General features: G+C 33.0%; 11 protein-coding genes. 10 read left to right on the top strand and 1 reads right to left on the bottom strand.

What is annotated here, in order from left to right:
• Positions 1-12: 12 nt before the first annotated feature.
• The 6 genes from QWY92_RS19395 (at position 13) to uxuA (ending at position 9529) form a co-directional block, all read left to right on the top strand.
• Complete coding sequence (locus tag QWY92_RS19395) at positions 13-951, top strand: ABC transporter ATP-binding protein (protein ID WP_290274784.1); 939 nt, start codon at positions 13-15, stop codon at positions 949-951.
• Positions 948-3212: a Gldg family protein gene (locus tag QWY92_RS19390; RefSeq protein WP_290274781.1), complete on the top strand. Its 2265-nt coding sequence runs from the start codon at positions 948-950 to the stop codon at positions 3210-3212. The genes QWY92_RS19395 and QWY92_RS19390 overlap by 4 nt, the downstream gene beginning before the upstream one ends.
• Before the next feature lie 11 nt (positions 3213-3223).
• Positions 3224-6025, top strand: a complete 2802-nt coding sequence (locus tag QWY92_RS19385) for a M16 family metallopeptidase (RefSeq protein ID WP_290274778.1) — start codon at positions 3224-3226, stop codon at positions 6023-6025.
• Positions 6026-6787: 762 nt separating this feature from the next.
• Positions 6788-7033 carry a hypothetical protein gene (locus QWY92_RS19380; protein ID WP_290274775.1) on the top strand — a complete coding sequence of 82 codons (246 nt, stop codon included), beginning with the start codon at positions 6788-6790 and terminating at the stop codon, positions 7031-7033.
• A 454-nt stretch (positions 7034-7487) separates the two neighbouring features.
• The gene (locus tag QWY92_RS19375) at positions 7488-8306 is read left to right on the top strand and encodes an SDR family oxidoreductase (protein ID WP_290274772.1); all 819 of its coding nucleotides are present in this window, start codon (positions 7488-7490) and stop codon (positions 8304-8306) included.
• A gap of 11 nt (positions 8307-8317) precedes the next feature.
• Positions 8318-9529: a mannonate dehydratase gene (uxuA, locus tag QWY92_RS19370; RefSeq protein WP_290274769.1), complete on the top strand. Its 1212-nt coding sequence runs from the start codon at positions 8318-8320 to the stop codon at positions 9527-9529.
• Between the two features lie 74 nt (positions 9530-9603).
• Here the strand turns inward: uxuA and QWY92_RS19365 are convergent, their stop codons facing one another.
• Complete coding sequence (locus tag QWY92_RS19365; protein ID WP_290274767.1) at positions 9604-13761, bottom strand: hybrid sensor histidine kinase/response regulator transcription factor; 4158 nt, start codon at positions 13759-13761, stop codon at positions 9604-9606.
• Between the two features lie 473 nt (positions 13762-14234).
• Between QWY92_RS19365 and QWY92_RS19360 the strand changes: the two genes are divergently transcribed.
• The 4 genes from QWY92_RS19360 to lacZ all read left to right on the top strand — a co-directional run bounded on the left by QWY92_RS19360 (position 14235) and on the right by lacZ (position 25177).
• Positions 14235-17201: a SusC/RagA family TonB-linked outer membrane protein gene (locus QWY92_RS19360; protein ID WP_290274764.1), complete on the top strand. Its 2967-nt coding sequence runs from the start codon at positions 14235-14237 to the stop codon at positions 17199-17201.
• A gap of 11 nt (positions 17202-17212) precedes the next feature.
• Complete coding sequence (locus QWY92_RS19355) at positions 17213-18886, top strand: RagB/SusD family nutrient uptake outer membrane protein (RefSeq protein ID WP_290274761.1); 1674 nt, start codon at positions 17213-17215, stop codon at positions 18884-18886.
• 87 nt (positions 18887-18973) lie between these two features.
• On the top strand, positions 18974-21871 hold the full coding sequence (locus tag QWY92_RS19350) for a glycosyl hydrolase 115 family protein (protein ID WP_290274759.1): 2898 nt from the start codon (positions 18974-18976) through the stop codon (positions 21869-21871).
• A gap of 141 nt (positions 21872-22012) precedes the next feature.
• On the top strand, positions 22013-25177 hold the full coding sequence (gene lacZ, locus QWY92_RS19345) for a beta-galactosidase, LacZ type (protein WP_290274757.1): 3165 nt from the start codon (positions 22013-22015) through the stop codon (positions 25175-25177).

Genomic DNA, 25177 nt, shown 5'->3' with positions numbered 1-25177 from the left:
TACTATAAAATAATGGAAAATAGCATAGCCAAAATTCAAAACTTATCTCATAGATATAGTAAAGATTGGGCAATAAAAGATATTAATTTTGAAATTAAAAACCGTGGAATATTAGGATTATTAGGATCTAATGGAGCAGGAAAATCTACTACCATGAATATTTTATGCGGCGTTATAAATCAAACAGAAGGCACTGCACTTATTGATGGAATCGATATTAGAGAAAACCCTGTAGAAGCAAAAAAGCTTATTGGTTTTTTACCTCAAAAAGCGCCTTTACATTTTGAGTTAACAGTAGATGAGTATTTGATACATTGTGCGCACATGAGATCGATTCCTTCAAAAAATATTAAGGAAGCGGTTGAGATAGCTAAAAATAAGTGCGGAATTACGCACTTTAGTAAACGTGTTTTAAAGAATTTATCAGGAGGATATCAGCAGCGTGTAGGAATTGCACAAGCTATTATTCATAACCCTAAGTTGGTAGTTTTAGATGAACCAACAAATGGTTTAGACCCAAATCAGATCACTGAAGTACGAGGGTTAATAAAGAATATTGCCGAAGACCGAGCTGTAATATTATCTACACATATATTATCTGAAGTGCAAGCCACCTGCGATACTATAGTGATGATAGAGCATGGTGAAACTGTTTTTCAAGATAGTATGGATGCTTTTAATAATTATATTAAGCCTGACACTGTTTTAGTTACTATGGAGAATCCGCCTTCTGTTGAAGCATTAATGAAGATTGAAGGAATTACCGATGTACAATTTTTAACAGCTAACAGTATTCGATTAACGTTTTCTGTTGGTCCGGAAATCACTAAAACAATCATTAAATTAAGTTTAGAAAATGGTTGGGAGCTTTCAGAAATTCAACTTGAAAAAAGTTCGTTAGATGCTATTTTCGCACAACTATCTAAGAAACAAAATTACGTAAACGGATGAAAAAAATACAAAAAATAGCAAAGTTAGAACTCAGTTTAATGTTCTATTCTCCAATTGCTTGGTTTGTACTTATCATCTTTTTTGTTCAAACGGGGTTAACCTTTACAGAACTACTTTATAAGTATGAAACTAACCAACAATTAGGGCGTCCACTTAGTGTACTTACTAAAATTTTGTTTGCTGGAGACGATGGTATATTGGCCGTAGTACAAAGTCATTTATACTTATATATTCCTTTGTTAACCATGGGATTAATGAGTAAGGAAACAAATAGCGGTTCCATTAAATTACTATATTCTTCGCCTGTAACGGTAAAAGAAATTGTTTTAGGTAAGTTTCTCTCAATGATGGTCTATAATTTACTGTTAGCTATCATGCTTTCTAGCTTTATAATTGTAGGTGTTATTTCAATAGAGGCCATTGATATTCCTTTTGTTTTAGGGGGGATTTTTGGAATATATTTATTAATGTGTGCATATGCAGCTATAGGGCTATTTATGTCTTGTTTAACTAATTATCAAGTGGTAGCTGCAATAAGTACTTTAGCTGTTTTAGCACTTTTTAATTTTATAGGTAGCGTAGGGCAATCTTATGATTTTATTAGAGAAATTACTTATTGGTTATCGATTAGCGGAAGAACAAATTACTTTGTAAACGGATTAATTGGAACTAAAGATGTAATCTACTTTTTATTAGTAATCTGTTTGTTTTTAACATTGAGTATTTTAAAACTTAATTTTGAACGTAAAACCAAATCAGTATTAGTAAAAACAGCAAACTATAGTATTTTAATTTTGTCGGTAATAGCGATAGGCTATATTACATCACTGCCAACGGTAAATCAGTATTTTGATAGCACTCGCTTTAAAGATAGAACGCTTACGAAAACATCTCAAGATATTATTAAGCAATTAGAGCATCCTATACATATAACTAATTATGTGAATTTATTACATTATTCGGTACAATTTGGAGCACCTAAAAACAGAATTAAAGATTTAAATAGTTTTGAAATGTATCGTAGGTTTATTCCTGAAATGACCATGGATTATGTTTATTATTATGATACCGTTCCACATTTAGATACCACTAAAACCTTGCAGGAACTTGCTAAAAAAGCAGCCAAAGTACATCATATAGATTTTGATAAAGTCTTGCCTCCAGAACAAATTCAAAAACAAATAGATTTAAAAGCAGAAGACAATCGCTTCGTTCGGTTTATAGACTATGGAGAGCAAACAATACCACTTCGCATGTTCGATGATATTTTTGTGTATCCAAATGAAAAAGACATTTCATCAACTTTAAAAAGATTGATGCAAAAACCAGGTGTTGTTGGAGTTTTAAAAGGTCATGGAGAACGTGATGTTTATAAAAACGGAGACGACTCCTACAAATTTATTACAAAAGGGTTAAATGTTAGAGGCTCACTCATCAATTCAGGGTTTGATGTTGTTGATATAAACCTTAAAGAAATAGATGAAATTTCCTTAGAATTGGATGTCTTAGTTTTGGCAGATCCTAAGTATTCGTATTCTAATATAGATTTAGAGAAAATACATAATTACATTGATGCGGGAGGTAATATGTTACTCGCAGGCGAACCAGAAAAGCAAGGATTACTCAATCCTATAATAAATAAATTAGGGGTTTCTTTTATGGGAGGCGTATTGTTACAAGAGAGTGAGAATTTTGAATTGGATTTGGTACAGAGTCAATTTGCAAAACAAGACTCAGTTTCTAGGTTTAAATTTTACGAAGACGCTGTTGTTGTAAGCCCTAGAGCTATGGGGATTTCATACGCAGATTCTACCAATTTTGAGGTAACACCAATATTGGTAAGTAATAAAAAGAATACGTGGAATAGGATAGCTCCTTTTGATTTAAATAACGAAAAAATAGTTTTTGATAGTATAAACGATAAACGAGTGGAAGTGCCTGTTGCTATTGAATTAAAAAGAAAAATAGAAAATTTAAAAGAACAAAAAATCATGATACTTGGCGATGCCGATTTTATGAGTAATGCACAAGCCAGTAGAAACACGCCAAAGAATGTTAACACGTCTTTTGCATTGCGATTGTTTAAGTGGTTTAGCAATAATGAATATCCCGTTTCAACTGGACGAAAAAAAGCCATTGATACAAGGATTTTAGTAAGTAGAGATGGTATATTATGGCTAAAAATTGTGCTCTTAGGACTTATACCTTTTTTAATAGCTGCCGGTGGAGCGGTTACATTAATTAGAAGACACCAAAATTAAAAATATTTAAAATGAAAAAAATAGCATTTCTATTATTATGTACAATAAGTTTTATAGGTACAGCACAAAACCTAAACTTAAATGATACACTACCGGTAAATCAAAGTATTAAAAAAGGGGTTTTAGCTAACGGAATGACCTATTATTTAAAAAATACGGATGTAACTAAAGGCGTAGCAAGTTATTATATAATTCAAAATGTAGGATCTGTTTTAGAGAAAGAGAACCAACGCGGATTAGCTCATTTTTTGGAGCATATGGCATTTAATGGTACCAAGAACTTCAAAGGAAAAGGCGTCTTAGATACATTACAAAAACATGGCTTAGTCTTTGGGAGAGATATTAATGCATATACAGGCTTTGATGAAACCGTGTACAATATAAATAACATTCCAACAACTCCTGAGCTTATAGATACAGGGTTGTTAATATTACATGATTGGTCTAATTATTTATCGCTCACGGACGAAGAAGTAGATGCCGAACGAGGGGTTATAAAAGAAGAGTGGAGAACACGTCAAAATGGCTCTATGCGTATATTGCAACAATCGCTTTCAACTATGTTTAATAATAGTATTTATGCACATAGATTGCCTATTGGTCTAATGGACATTGTGGATAATTTTAAATACAAACAGTTGCATGATTTTTATCATGATTGGTACAGAACAGACTTGCAAGCTATAGCTATCGTAGGTGATATTGATGTTGATGAAATTGAAGCAAAAATAAAGGCATTATTTTCTGGAATTCCTGCCGTTGATAATCCTCTTGAAAGAGTTAATGTTGAAATTCCAGATAACGAAGAGATGTTGTATGCTTTATCTATGGATGATGAAATTACAACGTCATCTATAGCTTTAGGTATTAGGCATCCAAAATCATTAGAAAAAGCAACTGTTGGTCGTTTAAAAGAATCTCTACTAAATAGTATGGTAACTCACATGCTATCTAAAAGATTAACAGAGCTTTCTGTAAAATCTGATGCTACATTTTTAGGCGCAAGAATAAGCTATTCTCAACAAGCACGAACATCAAATGTATTCAATATATCCGTTTCTCCTAAGCCAGAACAGCAGCAAGCGGCATTTACATCAATACTATCCGAAGTTGTTAGAGCAGTTAAATTTGGTTTTACCGAATCAGAAATAGAGCGAACTATTATAGAGTTTAAAAATTATTACGAAAACAAAATTATTAATGAAGACGATATGTCTCATGCTGCTATTGTTTCCATTATAAAAGAAAACTATTTAAACAATACAACTATAACAGACATTAGTAAGGAGTATGAGCTAATAAAATCAATTTTTAGCACATTGGATAAGAGCGAGCTTCATAGCACAATAAAAAAACTATACAAAAAAAGCAATAGATTTTTACTTGTTACAGGTGTAAAAGGACAGGATAATTTAACAAAAGAAGACGCATTAAAAATTATTAATAAAGTTGAAAATGATAATGCTTTAGTAGAACACAAAGATGATTTTGGAGGAAAAACATTAATAACAGGTGTAGAAATACAAGCAGGAAGCATCAGTAATGTTAAAGAAAATAAATTGTTAGAATCCACAACATACACATTAAGTAACGGCATAAAAGTACATTACAAATTTGCCGATAAAAATAAAAATAATGTAAAGTTAAAAGCGATCAGTTATGGAGGGCTTTCATTATTAGATGATTCCGATTTGCCGTCTGCAAATTTACTAGGTAATGTTATTCAATATTCAGGATTAGGAGATTATTCAGCAACAGATTTACCTAAAATTTTAGCAGGAAAAACAGCTAGCGCTTCTATATCACTTAATAATTTAACTGAAAGCGTTCAAGGTGCATCTGTTACAAAAGATGTAGAAACTATGTTACAAATGGTATATCTACGTTTTGTTAAACCACGTTTCGACCCCGAAGGTTACGATGTGATTATGCAAAATGTAAAGAACTATCAAACTAGAAGAAGTGAGGACCTTAATGAAAAAATGAAGGACAGTATGGTGGTTACTTTGTATGGAGAAAATAACCCGAAACATAGAATATTTAACGATGCTTTTATCGAAGAAATTTCATTTGATAAAATAAAGTCTATTTATAAAAGCAGGTTTGCAAATGCCGCCGATTTTGAGTTTTTTATAGTTGGAGATTTAAAAAGTGAAGTATTAAAACCTTTACTAGAAAAATATATAGCAAGTATACCTACAAACGAGAGCAGAGAAAACTGGACCGATAATTCGACTGCATGGAAGAAAAATAGCATTGATAAAGATGTTTTTTTAACAATGGAAGATCCTAAAGCATCAGTTAGAATTACTTTTAAGAACGACTACAAGTATAGTCTTAAAGAATCTTTAGTAGCCAGTGCATTAGGTAGTATCTTACAGTTACGATTTACAGAAACGTTAAGAGAAGAAGAAGGAGGGACGTATGGGGCAAGTGCGGGTGCAAGTGTTTCTAAAAGACCCACTGAGAAAGCTGTAATTTCTGTGAGTTTTGATTGTAATCCAGATAAGGCTGAAACTTTAATTGATATAGTTTATCAAGAAATAAATAAAATAGCAAACGGTGAAATACAACAGGTAGATTTAGATAAAACACTTACTAATTATATTAAAGAACGAAAGCAGCAAAAAGACTATAATAGTTATGATATGAGCTGGCTGATAACTTTTTACAGAGAAGGATATGATATCAATGATCCTGAAAATTTTGAAAATATAGTGAATGCCATAACCAAGGGAGATATTCAAAATTTCACCAAAAAAGTCCTAAAAGATGCGCAATCTTATGAGATTGTCTTTAAACCGTTGCAATAAAATAATGTATAAGACCTGGTTTTCGTGTTTTGAGTTAGTCATTTTTAAATTAACGAACCGCCCTTAATTTGGTTAAAAGTCTTAAAATTATTTTAGCCTTCAACTTTTTGTTGAAGGTTTTTTTTATTTAATGTGTTTATAATTATTCTAGGAATTGTCTCCAAATAATAGAATTCATGGATATGATTCTAAAGGTTATGGAGTTGTAACCCCAAATGAAAATTAGGTATTAAAGAGTTAGCCGAAAATAAAGGGGGTATTATTCTTGACGGGGATGTATTCAATATTGTATTTCTTAAGGATATAATTACTAACGTGTCTTTTGAGTTATGGATTTAGAGCGTACTATTTGAAATCAATTAATATCAAAGAATATATTAGCAACGTATAAATACTCAGAATTCTATCTATAATTTTAAAATAAATAATTATGGCCTCGGTAACACCTTTTTTAGTTAAACGAACAAATTCAAAAAATCTACATCCAATAACTATTTATAATTTGGAAATAAGTAAAAGCATCATAAAGAAGGCATCTTAGCCTTTTGGAAAAGGAAATTTCAAATTAAGTTTCCCGAAACTAAAAAGATTCGATTGGATAGAGAAGAAATAAAAACTTTGGAGAATTTAACAGGTTTAACACTAGCTCAAGAATACGCTTTATATACATAGTTAATTAGTTTTTATTTTGCAGAAATTCGTATAAGTGCTGTATTACAATTAAAGTGGGCAGATTTTTATGACGAGCGTTTACATTACCGCTTGGCTAAGAACAACAAATTAGTCTTTTTGGAGATTCCCGATAAAGTTACTAAAATTCTAAGTGAACTAGAAGGCGTTAATTTAAATGATAAAAAGGGAGCAAGAACAAGAATAAAAACACCTACGAGAAACTTCAATAGCAAGTTAGAGCTTGTTGCCGGGGAAGTAGGTATAGATAAAAAAATGTCTATGGATATTGTTCACCATAGTTTAGGCTATATTTATGGTGATAAAATCCCTATTTAAGTGCTTCAAAAACTATATTGGCATTCTTCGGTTACAATAACTATGCTTTATCAAGCTAATTTCATGAGAAAAGATGCTGATGAGGCGTTTGATATGGTTATTGATTTTTGATTTCAATATAAAGGTTTGTTTTTTTAGTACTTTAATTAAATTAGGATAAGATTGTTTTCTGTTTTATATGTTGGAACATTATTTTATTAAAGTCGAATGGTGGTCAATATAAATTGTAAAAAGAATACTTATTTATTTTTTAAAGTTAGGAATTTAGGGACTTGATAAAATTAAAAGTCAGTTTATTCCCTAATTTTGGTCGATTTATACTCCATTAATATAGCTAAGTTTAGCTTTATTTGTTAAACTAAAATTTGCTCTTAATTAGGACTGTTTTCATAATTAAACCTGAGCAAGTTTTAAATTAATAAGAAGAATTAAATTGATAAAAGATAATTAAATTATGAATGATGTTTTTTTTAACATAATCAATAAAGTAGCCATAGTCACCGGTGGTGGAGGTGTTTTAGGTGGAAGTATTTCAAAACATTTGATAAAAGCAGGGTGTAAAGTTGTTGTATTAGACATACGCAAAGAAAATGTAAACACGCGTGTAGCGGAGTTAGAAGCTCTAGGAGGACAGGTTATTGGCTTTGTATCTAACGTATTAGATGTAGAGGAAATGAAATTAACTAGAGCCAAAATTCTTGATGCTTGGGGAAGTATAGATATTCTAATTAATGCAGCAGGAGGAAACCTGCCTGGAGCCACACTTACTGAAGAGCAAACCGTATTTGATATGAAGATTGAAGATTTTGAAAAAGTTACTAATCTTAACTTAAATGGTACAGTTTATCCATGTTTAGTATTTGGTGAAGCTATGGCAAATAACGGTAAAGGAAGTATTATTAATGTCTCGTCAATGGCAACGCTGAGCGCTATAACTCGAGTTCCTGGATATTCGGTTGCCAAAAGTGGTATCGATATTTTTACAAAATGGCTTGCCATGGAATTGGGGACTAAATTTGGTGAAAAGGTACGTGTAAATGCGATCTCTCCAGGATTTTTTATTGGCGATCAAAATAGAAAAGTCTTAATTAATGACGATGGATCGTATACCGAAAGAAGTAAAAAAGTATTGGCTAGAACACCTATGAAACGTTTTGGCGATATAAATGAATTAAACGGAATGGTTCACTTTTTATGTTCTGATGCTGCTAGTTTTATAACCGGAACTATTATTCCTATTGATGGTGGTTTCAGTTCTTTTAGTGGTGTTTAAAACTAAGTAAAATGGAACTAAAGAAAGCATTAAGGTGGTTTGGTAAAAACGACCCCATAAGTTTAGCACAAATTGCGCAAACGGGAGCTAAAGGTATTGTTACAGCATTACACCATATTCCTAATGGAGAGGTTTGGGCTGTAGACGAAATATTAAAAACTAAAACCAATATTGAGTCTTACGGCCTAACGTGGGATGTTGTGGAAAGTTTACCTGTAAGTGAAGACATAAAAAAAGGGAATCCCACGCGAGATGCGATCATAAAAAACTATAAAGAAAGCGTAAAGAATCTTGGTGAATGCGGAATAACAACTATTTGCTATAATTTTATGCCTGTATTAGATTGGGCACGAACAAGCTTAAGTTACACCTTGCCAAATGGCACGGAAGCTATGTATTATCAATCCGATTTGTTTGCTGCCTTTGATATTTATATTCTAAATAGACCACAAGCTTTAAACGATTATACTGAGGTACAAATAACAGCGGCCGAAGCTATTTACAAAACCTTGAGTAAAAAAGATATACAAGATATAGCCTACAATATTATTGTGGTTACGCAATCTTTTATTGATGGTGCCGTAGGCGAAGATGAAAAAGAGCCTGTTAAACTATTTTTAGAACTATTAGCGGAGTATGATGGTATAGATAAAGCAAAATTACGTGAAAACTTTGCTTACTTTTTAAATGAAGTGATACCAACGGCAGAGAAACATGGGGTTAATTTAGCAGTACATCCAGATGATCCTCCATTTCCGTTGTTAGGATTACCACGTATTATGAGTGCTCCTGAAGATTTTGAATGGCTAACGAAAGCATGCCCGTCGTTAAATAATGGCATTACGTTTTGTACAGGTTCATTAGGCGCTCGTAAAGACAATAATCTCCCTAATATATTTGAAAAATTTGCAGATAGAATTCATTTTTTACACTTAAGAAGCACAAAAATATTGGATAATGGAGACTTTTATGAAGCAGAGCATTTGGATGAAAGTGTAAACCTAGCTTCTGTTATGAAAAAAATAATAAAAGAGCAAATACGAAGAAAAGCATGTGGCAGGCTAGATTATAATATGCCTATTAGGCCAGATCATGGGCATAAAATGTTAGATGATTTTAATAGAAAATCGAACCCAGGTTACCCGTTAATAGGCAGATTAAAAGGTCTTGCAGAATTGTCTGGATTAGAGGTAGGTATGCGGTATATAATGCAGAATAATTGATGGTTATTTAGTTTTTATTTAATCTAGGTATGTAAAATGCGCATTTGTTAATGCGCATTTTTATTTTATAAGCTTTACTTTTTGTATTGGGAAGGTACTGTGCCAAACTGCTTTTTAAACAGTTGTCTAAAGTATTTCGGACTGTTGTAGCCTACCTCGAAAGCAGCTTCAGAAATGGAGTAATCTTCATTTTTTATAAGCGAAGCGGCCTTTTTTAACTTCACCATAGTAATATATTCATTAATGTTTTTTCCTGTTATAGCTTTAATTTTTCTAAAAAGAGGGGTTCTACTCATACCCATTTCATTGGTAATATCTTTTACATTGGCTTTTCCAGATTTAATACTTTTTAAAATAATAGTTTCTAGTTTTCTTAAAAAGGCTTTTTCCTTATCAAGCAGTTTAGATTGATCTTGAGAAATGGAGTGTATAGGCTCTTCTTGCTCTAAGAAATACTTTCTTAAGGATTTACGACCATCAATTAAATTTTTCACTCGAGCCAAAAGAATTTGGCTGTTAAATGGCTTTATAATATAATCGTCAGCACCAGTTTCATAGCCTTCTTTAATGCTTTCTTCATTACTTTTAGCTGATAATAATATAATAGGAATATGTGTGGTAGTGGTTTCATTTTTTAAAACCTCGCAGAGGTCTATACCACTTTTTTTAGGCATCATAATATCAGAAATAATTAAATCTGGAACATATTTAAGTGCATTTTCTATGCCTTCTTGTCCGTTTTTAGCATAAATAATATCATATTTCTTTTCTAAGACACCTTCTAAATATTGAAGAATATCGGGGTTGTCATCAATAACTAACACCACTAATTTGTCTTCGTCTATGGTTACGTTAATTTTCTTTTTTTCTTCAGTAATTTTTTCAGAAGCGGGAGCCCAAGGATTTAAAGGAGATATTTCTACTTCTTCCAAAGCTTGTTTTACATCTTTATTTATGGGTTTATTAATAAATATAGACTCATCTCTTGGTATTATTAAGCTAAAGGTAGAGCCTATTCCAATTTTACTCTCAACGTTTAATTGGCCTTTGTGTAATTCGGCAAAGTTTTTTGAAAGTGCTAAGCCTATCCCAGAACCTTTTTTTCTTGGTAATGATTTGGATTGATAGTACCACTCGAAAATATGACTGAAATCGTCTGGGTGAATGCCAGAACCGTTATCTTCAACTATAATTTTGAGGTAATATTCGTCGTAACTTAAGGTTACGTTAATGGTTCCTTTTGCTGTTGAGTGTTTTATGGCATTAGATAGTAAGTTATTAACTATAATTTGAATTTTTTCAAGATCAAACCAAGCAATAAAATTATCTTCAGGTATAGAATATGTTAGATTTATGCCTTTTTTTTGAGCCATTAAAACATAATTTTCTACCAATTGTTTTAGTATGGGGGGCAGGTTGTATTTGTTTACCACCAAATCGCTTAAGCCTATTTCCGATTTTCTAAATTCTAATAATTTATTAATAGATTGAAATAAGTAGGTAGCATTCTTCTTTATTAAGCGCATACTATCTAGATGCTTTTTGTTGTGAAGCTCTTGGAGCATATCATCAACAGGACCTAATATTAAAGTTAATGGAGTTCGTAATTCGTGCGAGAAACTTGTAAAAAAACGAATTCTTTCTTTATTAAAATCTTGTTCTAATTGACGTTGTTTTTTTTCAAAAAGTAAAGAGTTTTTTAGTTTTAAATGTTTGGTATAATACTTTAAAGCCAAGTAAATGGAACTAGCGCTTAGTAATATGTATAAAATATAGGCTGGAATTGTTTTCCAAAAAGGAGGTGTAATGGTGACTAGTAATTGGTTGGATACTTCTTTACCTGAACCTAATTTTGCTTTTACTTTTAAGGTGTAATTACCGGGCGGAATATTACTTAAATTCGCGGTACCGTTACTGTTATTTTCTATCCAATGTTTGTGGTAGCCTTCTAAAATATAAGAGTAGTTAATATTGTTGGCAATTGGATATTTTAATACTGCAAAATTTATTGAAAACAGGCTTTGGTTGTGTGGTAACGTAATATTGTTTTGGTAGGAAATGGACTCTTGTAATATGGCATTTTTAGTGTTAGGGGCTACTCTAACTTTTTTATTTAGTACCTGTATGTTTTCAAATACAATAGAATGGGAGGTAGGTATGCTACTTTCAAGTGTTTCAGGATTAAACATATTGAAACCCTTATTCCCTCCAAAGTACAAGTAGCCATTATGGCTTTTTAGTACGGCTCCAACATTAAATTCGCTGCGTTGTATATTGTTAAATGTATTTAGGTTTTCTATAGTATTTGTATTGGGATTATAGTAACTTATACCATTAAAAGTACCTATCCAAATACTCATTTCGTTTTCAATAATTATACTACTCACGGTGTTGTTACTAAGTCCATCATTCTCAGTAAAACTAACCGCTTTAAAGGTTTTAGGGGTCAGCCGAATTAATCCTCCAAAGCGAGTTCCACATAGTATATCTCCATTATTTAAATGTAGTAGACAAAAGATAACATCACTTGTCATGCCATCGGTGTTTTTCATATTGTAAGCTACCGAGGTTTCGTTTTTAGGGTTGTATTTTAAAACACCGTCGCCGTAGGTAGCAAGCCATAAAAAGCCTTTTTCGTCACAGGTTATATCTCTTATATCTATTTTACCTAAGCTTTCAATGTATTCAAATGTGTCCTTTGCCTCAATGTACCTATATAAGCCTCCACGGTTGGTACCAATCCAGATTTGGCCACGGCCATCTTCATATATTTTTCTAACGTCGTTACCATCTTCTATGGTACCTTCTAGATAATGTGTGTATTTACCTGTTTTTGAGTTTCTTTTATTTAACCCGCCTCCATAAGTGCCAACCCAAAGTCTGTTTTTTGAGTCATCTAATAAGGCAATTATATAATCATTACTAAGGCTATGCTTGTTGTTAGGTTCGTGTTTAATGTTAGAAAACTTGCCTGTACTAGGATTAAATAGGTTAAGGCCGCCACCATCGGTGCCTATCCAAATTTTGCCATCCCTTTTTTGTGCAAATGCTCCAATTCTGTCATGGGCTAAACCATCGGGATTATCAACATTTTTTTGAAAACGCTTTACGGGTTCACCATTAGGATTAACAAAATTTAAACCGGTGCTTGTACCCAACCACATATTACCATCTCTATCTTTTTTAATAGATGATATAGTTCTATTATAAACACTAGAGCCATCACTTTTTGGTAGAAACCATTTTATAGAAAGTTTGTGTTGTGATAGAAAGGTAGGTATATTTAGAATGTTAAGACCGCCGTTACGCGTACCAATCCACATGTTGTTTTGGTTGTCTTCTTGAAAAGACAGTACGTTACCATCACTAAGCCCTTGACCATAATTTAATGATGATTTTAAGCTTAATGTATCTCCTTTAACAGTTATTATTTGTAAACCATTAGAGCCGCCTATCCAAAGGTTCCCTGCATTATCATTATATAGCGTGTGTATATCTGCCGAAGAAATGAGGCTGTTATTTCCACTAGGTATTCGTGTTATTTTTTTTGTATGGTAGTTGTATTTGTTTAACCCAGAGTTACTTGTGCCAATCCATAAGATAGAATCCCCTTGCACAAGGAGTTTTGAAATATAGTTTGACGATATGGAATTTTCATTATGAAGTTCATGACTTAGCGTTGTAAGTTTTCCATTTTTATCCATAAACCTTAAACCCCAATCTTTATTAGAAGTTCCTAAAATAAGTTCTCTATTGGGACCAATAGCAAACGAGCTAATGGGGGCAGCTAATTTTTTGTGATTTTGTTGATAAGCTTTGAAAGTTTCATGTTTAGTGTTGTAGGTGTTTAGGCCTTCGTCGGTAGAAATTAATACATTACCACCACGATCAATTTCTATATGGGAAACATGATTATTATTTAGGCTATGTTCTGGGTTTTTGTAATCTTTTTTAAATTTAGAAAACCTAGTACCGTCATATCGGTTTAACCCTTCTATGGTGCCCACCCAAATAAAACCTAGAGAATCTTGTTCAATATTGTTTACAACATTATGAGATAAACCACTTTCTACATCTAGTAAATGAAAAGTTAAAATTTCGTCTATAGAATTATAGTTTTGTGTTGAATCTTGACCAAATAGTGGAACACTACAAATGAAAAAAAAGATGAAGTTTAAAACTAAATTCCGAATATATTCATTAGTATTTCTCTTTTTAAAAATTACTTTCATAGTAAAGATCGTTAATTCTGTTCTCAAACTTAAGGCTTTTTCAAGAACAAGCAAAGGAATATGGTCATATAAAACTTTAAATTTAATATAAGTTAAATGAATATGGAAAGCCATGTAACCCGTTGATATTATTGGTTTTTTTAAGTTTTAGTTTCTGAAAAGAGTCATTTTAGGGGTGGTTTTTAACCAATTTATACCTTGCCTAGTATATATGTAAGTGTTATTTTTACACTTGTAATGTTGTGCTGTTGTATATATTTTAGGTTTACGACCATATTAATACGGTTTCTCTCGATTAATATTTTGTCCTCTTTTTTATAACAGCACGGTTACAAAAACTTAATTCAAACTAACTAATAATTAAACTTATGAAAAAATTATTGAAATGCTTTTCTCTGTCTGATAAAAGAAGGGGTCTATTTATGATCTTTTTTGGACTGGGCATTTTTACTGTAATTGGCCAGAATATAACCGTGTCTGGAAAAGTAATCGATGTTAATGGCCAACCCATACCAGGAGCCACTATAATTGTAAAAGGTACATCAACAGGAGCTGTAACTAATTTTGATGGTGTTTATAATATAAAAACCAATGGCTCTAGTACTATTGTAGTATCGTATATTGGTTTTGAGACTATCGAAATTCCAGTTAATAATAAACAAACTATTAACGTTCAACTGAAAGAAGACATTTCTTTACTAGACGAAGTTGTAGTAATTGGTTATGGTACTCAAAAAAGAAGTGATGTAACAGGTGCTGTTACAAGGGCTAATCTTGATGCGTTTAAAGAAGCTCCTAATGCAAACGTGGTACAAAGCCTGCAAGGTACTGTTCCTGGCTTAAATATTGGTCAGGTTACAAGTGCTGGTTCTACGCCTTCTATAGAAATACGTGGACAAGTTACTTTAGGAGGTAGTAAAGATGTTCTTATTATTTTAGATGGTATACAATACAATGGTTCCTTATCTTCTATAAATTCTAACGATATTGAATCTATTGATGTACTTAAAGATGTTAGTTCTACAGCAGTTTATGGAGCGCAAGCGGCTAATGGTGTTATTTTGATAACAACCAAAGGCGGTAAGAGAAACCAAAAAGCAAAAGTAAACATGACATCGTCTTATACGACTCTTGAGCCTACAGTAGATTTACGCCCAATGGAAAGAGGCGAATATATTGATTATCTTAATAGACAATTGTATGAGTTCGAATTCACCGAAGAATCCGGTTATACAGTACCCAACCCTGCCTACGAAGGTTATTTTGGTAACAATTCTGGGGCTAATTTTAATCCAAAACTAGAATCATTAGATAACCCAGGTACGTTTAATAATAATGATTACGATTGGTGGGACCAAGGCACACAAGGTGGTTTTATTCAAGAAAATCTTCTTAGTGTATCAGGTGCATCAGAATCAATAAGCTATCTTGTTTCTTTAGGTTTAACAGAGCAAGAAGGCTTTGTTAAAAACGATAATTTTTCTCGTAGAAGTATGCGTGTTAATTTAGATGCAGATGCTACAGATTGGTGGAAAATTGGTATTCAAACCTTTGGTTCTTTTGTTAAAAAAGACGGAGATCAACCTGATTTGTATCAACTTGTTATTGCGGCTCCTTTATTTACTCCTTACGATGAAAATGGAAACTTAGTAGCAACACCTTCTGGGTCGTTGGATACGAATCCGTTTTTGGGATCAAATACCCAAGATTACGAAAGGCATGATTACTTTTTTGCAAACATGTATTCTGAAATGCAATTGCCTTTTATTAAAGGTTTATCTTATCGTTTAAACTTTGGTAACAATTACAGGGTTGATAAAGCTTATGGTGCCAGTATATACGGAGCTGGAGAAACAGGAGATGCTGGTAAAGAAGTTAAATTCTATAGAGATTATACGCTAGATAATATTTTAAAATATAACCGTGTTTTTGGTAAGCATGATGTTAGTGCTACTTTACTATATGGTGCTCTAGAACGTCAATTTGAACTTACAAATGCATACGCTAGTGGTTTTGATAGACTATCATTAGGTTATAACGATTTAGGAGTAGGTAGTATTCCTAAAATTAGCTCTGAAGCATATACCGAAACTTTAAATTACCAAATGGCCAGAGTAAACTACAAGTTCGATAATCGTTATATTTTAACAGGTACAATAAGACGAGATGGTTTTTCTGCTTTTGCAGAAAATGAAAAGACAGCTTATTTCCCTTCTGGAGCTTTAGGTTGGATTGTTTCTAATGAATCTTTTTTGGAGAATGCAGATTGGATAAACAGCTTAAAAGCAAGAGTTAGTTACGGTATAAGCGGTAACCAAACTAAACGATATTCATCACTTGCTAGAATTGGGACAAGAGCTTCTTATGTTTTTGGAGATGGTTCGAGTACAGCTTTTGGCCAAGAATTAAACTCTTTAGCAAACCCTGATTTACGATGGGAAAAAACTAAAGGTTTAAATGTTGGTGTCGATTTCTCAATGCTTTCTAATAGAATAAGAGGTTCTGTAGATACCTATAGAAATATAACAGACGATTTATTATTCGCTGTTCGAATTCCTTATCTAACTGGTTTTGATGAAATTCAAACCAATGTCGGTACTATTAAAAATACAGGTATAGAAATTTCTATTACAGGAGATATAATACGTACAGAAGATTTTACATGGACTACAACAGCTAATTTTTCAAGAAACAAAAACGTTATTCTTGCGCTTACTGGCGAAGATGCCGATGGTGATGGTGAAGAGGATGATTTAATTCAAAGTAATCTCTTTATAGGGAAATCTATTAATGCCATCTTCGACTATGAAAACGATGGTATTGTTCAAATTGGAGAAGAAAACGTTGTTGGAGGCTTTAATCCAGGAGAGTATAAAGTTGTAGATCAAAATGGTGATGGAGAAATTACTCAGGCCGATGACCGTACCTTTTTAGGAACAAAAGATCCAGATTTTAGAGCATCTTTATTAAATACATTTAAATACAAAAACTTGTCTTTTAGTTTTTTCTTTAACACAATACAAGGTGGGGACGATAGTTATATAGCTAAAAATGATAATGCCCTTTACAGAGATGCTAATACACTACATAGAAATGTACTAAGTGGTATTGATTACTGGTCGCCACAAAACCCAAATGGATTAAATGCCTTATCTAGCTCTAGACCTGGTATTACTCCCGGTCGTTATGAAAATAGAAGTTTTGTGCGTTTACAAGACGTAAACCTACGCTATAGTTTTAATAAATCGGTTTTAGAAAGTTTATCAATAGAAGATCTAAGCATATTTGTTAGTGCTAAAAACTTAGCTACTTGGACAAAATGGAGAGGTTGGGATCCTGAAGTTCAAGACCCTAGTAAAAACTTATATGGATCTGGCTTGTCTGCTGGTGGTAGACCAGTATTGAAAGGACTTTCAGTAGGTATTAATTTAACCTTTTAAAAAAAAATAACATGAGAAAAACATTTATATTTTTAGCCATAGTCTCTTTATTCTATTCGTGTAATGAAGACTTTCTAGAAGAAACGCCTGAAGACTTTTTAAGTTCTGCAAACGCGTACAGTACTTATGCCGATTTTACAGCTTCTGTAAACAATATGTATTACTTAGTAAGAAGACAATACTACAGTAGAGACGAAAGTCGTCCGTTTGATTTCTTATACGGAACAGATCTTGTATACGATGGAGAAAACAATGGTATTCATCGCCATAGTAGAATGGATCAGGCTTACCAACCATCTAGTGATATACCAACAGTGCACTGGAATTTATTATACAAAACAATTTCTGAAGCAAATGCTGTTATAGATCGTTCAGTTTCATCATCAATGAACGAAGCTCAAACTAAAGATATTTTAGCACAAGCTAGGTTTTTTAGAGGGTTTAGTTATAAAGTTTTAGCAACGCTTTACGGAGGAGTACCACTGGTAACTGAGGAGATTTTATCACCAAAAATTAATTTTGAACGCGCAACTAAAGAAGCTGTTCTTAATCAAGTCGTAGAAGATTTAGATTTTGCATCAAAAAACTTACCTAGTATCAGTGAAACAGAAGATGGTCGTATTGCAAACTTAGTGGCTTACCACTATCTTTCCGAAGCATATTTAGCTTTAGGAAGAAACCAAGATGCAATTACAGCTACAACCAAAGTAATAGCAGATCCTAATACACGTTTAATGGGTACACAAGAATCTCGTTTTGGGACACGTTCTTCAGAAACTCCAGGAGACATTTATTGGGATTTATTTAGAAAAGGAAACCAAAATAGAACTTCTGGTAATAAAGAAGCCTTATGGGTTATTCAATTTGAGCTAGACGTTCAAGGAGGTGGTTTACAATCTGGTAGCAGAGGTGATGGATATGCCTTTGAAAGACACTTTGCTCCATTACTTAGGTTTAGTCCCTTTAACGCTTGGCCTGTAGGAGATTACACTGGTGGTCGTGGTATTGGTTGGGGTATTACAACAACTTATTACTCGAATACTATTTGGGGTGATGATGCTAGCAACCCTGATTTTGTTAACGATATTAGAAACGCTAACCATAATTTTGTTCGTGTTTACGATTCTAGTAATTCTGAAGCGCTAGCTGGTTCTACCGATGTATATTCTACAGAAGTTTTACCAAGAAGAAGAGAGTTTTACGCTTACCCTTCAAAGGTAACAACGCCTTATAATCACCCAGAAGGTTTATATCGATCAGGTAGTCTGCCAAGCGCTTTAACATCTTCAGCAGGAGTAACCTATACAGATCAGTACATGTTAAGATTAGCGGAAACTTATTTATTGAGAGCAGAGGCTTATATAGCAAATAGTCAACCTGATTTAGCTGTAATGGATATTAATGCTATAAGAGGTAGAGCAAATGTTTCTTTAGCCAACCAATCAGAAATAAATCTTGATTATATATTAGACGAACGTGCTAGAGAACTAGGTTTAGAAGAAAAAAGACGCCTTACATTAATGCGCCTTGGTAAACTTTACGATCAAGTAAATCGATACAACCCATATTATATGGAACAAGGTATGCAAGAGCATTTTAACTTATGGCCAATTCCAGCAGATGAAATTGAAGCAAACCGTGAGGTAGTATTAAAGCAAAACCCGGGGTATCCAGGGGCTGAATAATAAAACCTAAAAATGCCGTTGTTGATTTGAAAACATTGTCAGCAACGGCTTTTTTTAATAGATATTAAACAAAACAACCTTTACTAAATGAAAAATAGATCGCTTAATCTTTTACTTATTTTAATGGTATTAGGGATTAACTCTTTAAACGCACAATTAAATTTAGTTAATGCAAATAATAATCAATCAAGTAGTTTTTCCATAGTAAACCCTATTGAGAGTGCAGCTATTCATTATGATGTCTCTGATTTTGAAGTGGTAAGTATAGCATCAAAATTATTATCTAAAGATATAGAACGTGTAACAGGTAAATTACCCGTAGTTACAACCAACACACCAAAAGCTAAAAATGCCATTATAATTGGAACACTTGGCCAAAGTAAATTAATAGATAAGTTAGTAAAAACAGGAAAAATAAGTGCTACAAATTTGGCAGGTACTTGGGAACAATATGCTTACCAAACAGTTAAAAATCCATTACCAGGAATAGACAAAGCCTTAGTTATAATGGGTAGTGATAGACGTGGTACTGCTTATGGTGTTTTCACATTATCTAAAACCATAGGTGTTTCACCATGGTATTATTGGGCAGATGTGCCTACAGTAAAAAGAAAAGAACTTCATATTGCCGATATTAATTTTATATCCAAAGCACCTTCTGTAAAATATAGAGGTGTATTTATAAACGATGAAGATTGGGGATTAAAACCCTGGGCTTCAAAGTTAATGGATCCACAAATAAATGATATTGGTCCAAATACATACGAGAAAGTTTGCGAATTACTTCTTCGCTTAAAAGCAAACATGCTAGCTCCTGCTATGCACGAGGTTACGGGTGCCTTTTTTAAATACCCAGAAAATAAAGTAGTTGCAGATAAATTTGCAATCATGATGACGAGTAGTCATGCAGAACCATTACTGTACAACAACACTACAGAATGGAATAAAAAAAATAACGGCGCATGGGATTATGTTCGTAATAAAAATGGTGTTTTAGCCGCTTTAGATAGTCGTGTAAAAGAAGCCGCACCATACGAAAATATTTATACCGTAGGCATACGTGGCATCCACGATACAGGTATGAAGGATGTTCCAGAAGGTTATACAAAAGCTAATGTTTTAGAGCAGGTTATCGATGCAGAGAGAGAGATACTAACCAAGTATATTAAAAAAGAAAAAGATGAAATTCCACAAATATTTGTGCCTTATAAAGAAGTTTTAGATATCTATAAAAGTGGTATGAAATTACCAGAAGATATTACCATAGTATGGCCAGATGATAATTTTGGATATATAAAAAAACTAAGTAATAAGGATGAAGCTAAGCGTAAAGGTGGCGCTGGTGTTTATTATCATATTTCATATTTAGGTGAGCCTAACGATTACTTGTGGTTAAACACAACTCCGCCAGCATTAATGTATGAGGAAATGTTTAAAGCTTACCAAAATGGAGCAGACCGTTATTGGTTGCTAAATGTTGGAGATATTAAACCAGGCGAATTAGGTATGCAGTTTTTTTTAGACCTGGCTTGGAATATAAATTCGGTTACTTACAATACCATTCCAGATTATAACAGTGTGTTTTTATCCTCTATTTTTGGAGATGAATATCAAGCAGATTTTAAAGATATTTATAACAGTTATTTCCGTTTAGGTTTCGAGCGTAAACCAGAATATATGGGTTGGGATTGGAGATGGAATAGTTTGGATGCTAAAGAACGTATTTCGGATACCGAGTTTTCTTTTGCTAATTATAACGAAGCAGAAAACCGTTATAACGAATACGAAAGAATTGCTAAGAAGGCAGAGAAACTACATAAGGCATTGCCAGAAGCATATAAATCTACTTTTTATCAGTTGGTTTATTATCCAGTAGTTGGTGCAGCTCTAGAAAACCAGAAAATGCTTGCAGCGCAAAAAAACCGTTGGTACGCTCAACAGGGCAGAGCGGCTACAAATAATTTGGTTGAAGAGGTTAAAATTTTAGACCAACGCTTAACAGATATTACAGCACATTATAACGGTTTAGAAAACGGAAAATGGACTGGAATCATGACGGCTCCAGGAAGGTTACCGGAAATACAATTACCACCAACCGAAACAATAGAAGTTCCTAAACAAGCTAAAATGGGTGTTTTTATTCCTAGTGGCGCATCTGCGACACAAGTAAATGTATTACCAAGGTTTAGCAAATTTACTAAGCAGTCTTATGGTATAGAAGTGTTTAATAAAGGTGAAAATACTTTAAAATGGGAAGCAAAGGCTATGGATTCTTGGATTCTTTTAAATAAGAAAAAAGGAAAAACGAATACACAAGAAAGCATTCAAGTTAGCATAGACTGGGGTAAAGCACCTAAAGGAGATAATGTAACTGGTGAAGTTCTAGTATCTACTGGAGACCATAACGAGAAAATTTACCTATCCATTCATAACCCAGATTTAACAGCCGAAGCATTAGATGTACTTTATGTTGAGGATAATGGTGTGGTGTCTATAGACCCATCACAATTCTCTAGAAAAACAGAAAAACATGGCATGAAAGTACAGGTTATTGAAGAGCTTGGTTACGCAGGGAACAGTGTTCAGCTCGGTACTATTGTAGATAAAGGCTGGAGAAATGCTAGTGTAGAATACGATTTTTATTCAGAAAATGCCGGTTACGTTACAGTACACACTTATGCTTTACCTGTTTTTGGAAAAGATGAGAAAAATGGTACGGCTTATGGCGTTCAAATCGATAATAGTATGGTGAATTGGGAAACTACAGCTTCAGAGGAATACTCGTTTGATTGGAAAGAAAATGTCATTAGAAATTCTACAATTAATATGAGTAAAATTTTAATATCTAAAGCGGGCAAGCATACCTTAAAACTAATTTCGGGTAATCCGGGGATGGTAATACAAAAGGTTGTTATTGATTTTGGAGGACTAAAGCCGTCTTATAAAGGTCCGAAACCAACATTAATCAATCAAAATATAGAGTAAAAGAATAGTGTTTAGTTTTTTGTTTAGTTAAATGTGGGCAAAGAAGTCATATTACCATCTTCTTTGTCCCATTATTAATTATTCTGCTTCTTCACTAAATATTATGCCTAAAGTAAATTATAACTAATTAAATTAAAATTAATGAAACTAAAATATCTACTACTACTTCTAGTGCTTATTTATGCATGTTCAACTAACCATAAATATGAAGGTGTTGTTTTTGAAGAAAAGACTACGAAAGACTGGGAAAATCCGGAAGTTTTCAATATTAATAAAGAAGCACCAAGAGCTTCATTTATTCCTTTTGAAACAGTAAATCAGGTAAAAGACGATAATCCTTCTAACTCAAAATTCTATACTTCATTAAACGGAGTTTGGAAGTTTAATTTAAGTAACTCTCCTTCAGAGAGACCGTTTTATTTCTTTAAACAAGATTATGATATATCCGATTGGAAAGATATCACGGTTCCAGGAAACTGGGAAACACAAGGTTTTGATATTCCTATTTATACTAATGTTAAATATCCTCACGAAAAAACACCTCCTAAAATTCAGTCGCATTACAATCCCGTTGGATCGTATCGTAAATCGTTTAATATCTCTAAAGAGGCATTAAATAAAGAAGTTGTGCTGCATTTTGGAGCAGTAAGTTCTGCTATGTACGTTTGGGTTAATGGCGAAAAAGTAGGGTATAGTGAAGGTAGTAAAACACCTGCCGAATTTAATATTACTAAATACCTTATAGAAGGCGAAAACCAATTGGCAGTAGAGGTTTATAGATGGTCGGATGCTAGTTATATAGAAGATCAAGATTTTTGGAGATTAAGCGGCATGACTAGAGATGTATATTTATTAATCAGAGAACAGGCACATTTTAAAGATTTTTGGTCTAAAGCGAGTCTTGTAAATAATTATCAAGATGGAAAGTATGGTCTAGAAGTAGCTGTATCTAAAACAGCTCAAACGAATAAAGGAACTATACAATATCAACTTTTTAATGCTGATGGTAAAGAGGTTTTAAATGAAGAAAAAGCGATTGATGGAGAAACTATTCAATTTGAAAAGAACATAAAAAATGTAAATTCATGGAATGCAGAAAGTCCTTATTTATACCAATTGATATTGTCGTTAAAAGACAATGAAAACAACACTATCGAGCGTATAGGAACTCAGGTTGGTTTTAGAAACGTAGAACAAAAAAATGGGCAATTATTAGTTAACGGTAAAGCTATTTTGGTAAAAGGTGTTAATTTACACGAACATCATGAAAAAACAGGGCATTATGTAGATGAAGAAACTATGCTAAAAGATATTAAAACCATGAAAAGTTTTAATATTAATGCGGTTAGAACGTCTCACTATCCGCAACCTGAGGCTTTCTATAAGCTTTGTAATATTTACGGAATGTATGTTGTAAACGAAGCCAATATCGAGTCTCATGGTTTGGGAGCTACAAATCAAAGTCCTTTTGATGAATCCAAGCACGTCGCTTATTTACCAGAATGGGAAGCAGCGCATATGGATCGTGTTAAGAATATGGTGGAGCGCGATAAAAACATTCCGTCTGTTATTATTTGGTCTTTAGGAAACGAATGCGGAAATGGTAAGGTTTTTTATGATGCTTACGATTGGATTAAACAAAGAGATACCACCCGCTTAGTACAATTTGAACAAGCAGGAGTAAATAGAAATACAGATATTGTTTGCCCAATGTATCCGGGTATTAATAGCTTAATTAGGTATGCCGAAAATAATACAGATCGTCCTTATATTATGTGCGAGTATGCACATGCTATGGGAAATAGTGTTGGTAATTTACAAGATTATTGGGATGTTATAGAAAAATATCCTGTTCTACAAGGTGGTTTTATTTGGGATTGGGTAGACCAAGGTTTACTAAAAACAACTGATGATGGAACTGAGTATTGGGGTTATGGTGGCGATTTCGGACCAGAAGATGTCCCTTCAGATGGTAACTTTTGTTTAAATGGTTTAGTAAACCCAGACCGCGAACCAAAACCTCATTTATGGGAAGTTAAAAAGGTGTATCAAAACCTGAAGTTTAAAAAGGTTTCAGATAGTTACGAAATTCAAAACAATTTCGATTTCACGAATTTAAGCGATTTCATTTTCAAGTATATATTCGAATTAGATGGCGAAATACTTCTTGAAAATACAATAAGTTCTGTAAATGCGTTGCCTTCAGAAAAAGCTGTTTTACCTATAAAAACACCAACAGATTTCGATAAATCTAAAGAACTTATATTAACTATTTCAGCGTTAACAAAAGATACACAAGGTGTTTTAGAAAAAGGACATGAAGTTGCTTGGGAGCAATTTATTTTACATACACCTAAACTTAATTTTACTGCTAAAGAAGCTTCAAAGCTTAATGTTGAAGTAAGCGAAGCGGCTATTAAAGTTAGTAACGATAATATTAACGCTACGTTTAATAAGGCCTCAGGAGTTTTAGTCGATTTAGGTTATAAAGGAGGTAACAACATCATTAATAATCAGCGAGGTTTTACGCCTAATTTTTGGAGAGCACCAATTGATAACGATTTTGGTAATAACCTCGATAAGAAAAGCAGAGTTTGGAGGCATGTTACTAAAAATAGAACACTGTCTAGTATAACAGGATATGTTAAAAATGGAAACGCTATAGTTGTAGTAAAATATAATTTGGTAAATAAAGATGATGAAAATATCGCAAAGTTTGAAATAAACTATACCATAAAAAGAGATGGTTCTATCTTGTTGAACAATAAGTTTGAAAAGGTTAAGAAAGATTTACCAGATTTACCACGTGTAGGCTTAAATATTCAGCTTTTAAAAGAATTTGATAATGTGTCTTGGTACGGTAGAGGGCCTTACGAAAGCTATTTAGATAGAAAAACAGGCGCAAAAATAGGTGTGTATTCTGGCTTAGTTGAAGATTTTAACTGGGCATACATTCGTCCGCAAGAAAACGGAAACAAAAGTGATGTAAGGTGGATGAGTCTTCAAAATAGTGCTAATCAGGGTATCAAAATTTACGGATTCCCAACGATCGATTTTAGCGCACACCATTCCATAATGGAAGATTTTGAATCTTTAGAACGTACCGACGGTAGACAAAGAGATGGCGATGTGGTTACAAACAGACATACCATTGATGTGCAAGAAAGAGATTTAACCTCTTTAAATTTAGATTATAAGCAAATGGGTGTTGGTGGAGATACCAGTTGGGGCGCACAAACACATCAAGAATATAAGCTGTTTAGTGACACTTATGAATACACTTTTTTAATAAAACCCATTTTTTAA

The sequence above is a fragment of the Algibacter miyuki genome, assembly GCF_030409805.1.
Taxonomy (GTDB): Bacteria; Bacteroidota; Bacteroidia; order Flavobacteriales; family Flavobacteriaceae; genus Algibacter; species Algibacter miyuki.
The sequence above is the reverse complement of the archived record's forward strand: the minus strand, read 5'-3'. Positions and strand labels throughout refer to the sequence as shown.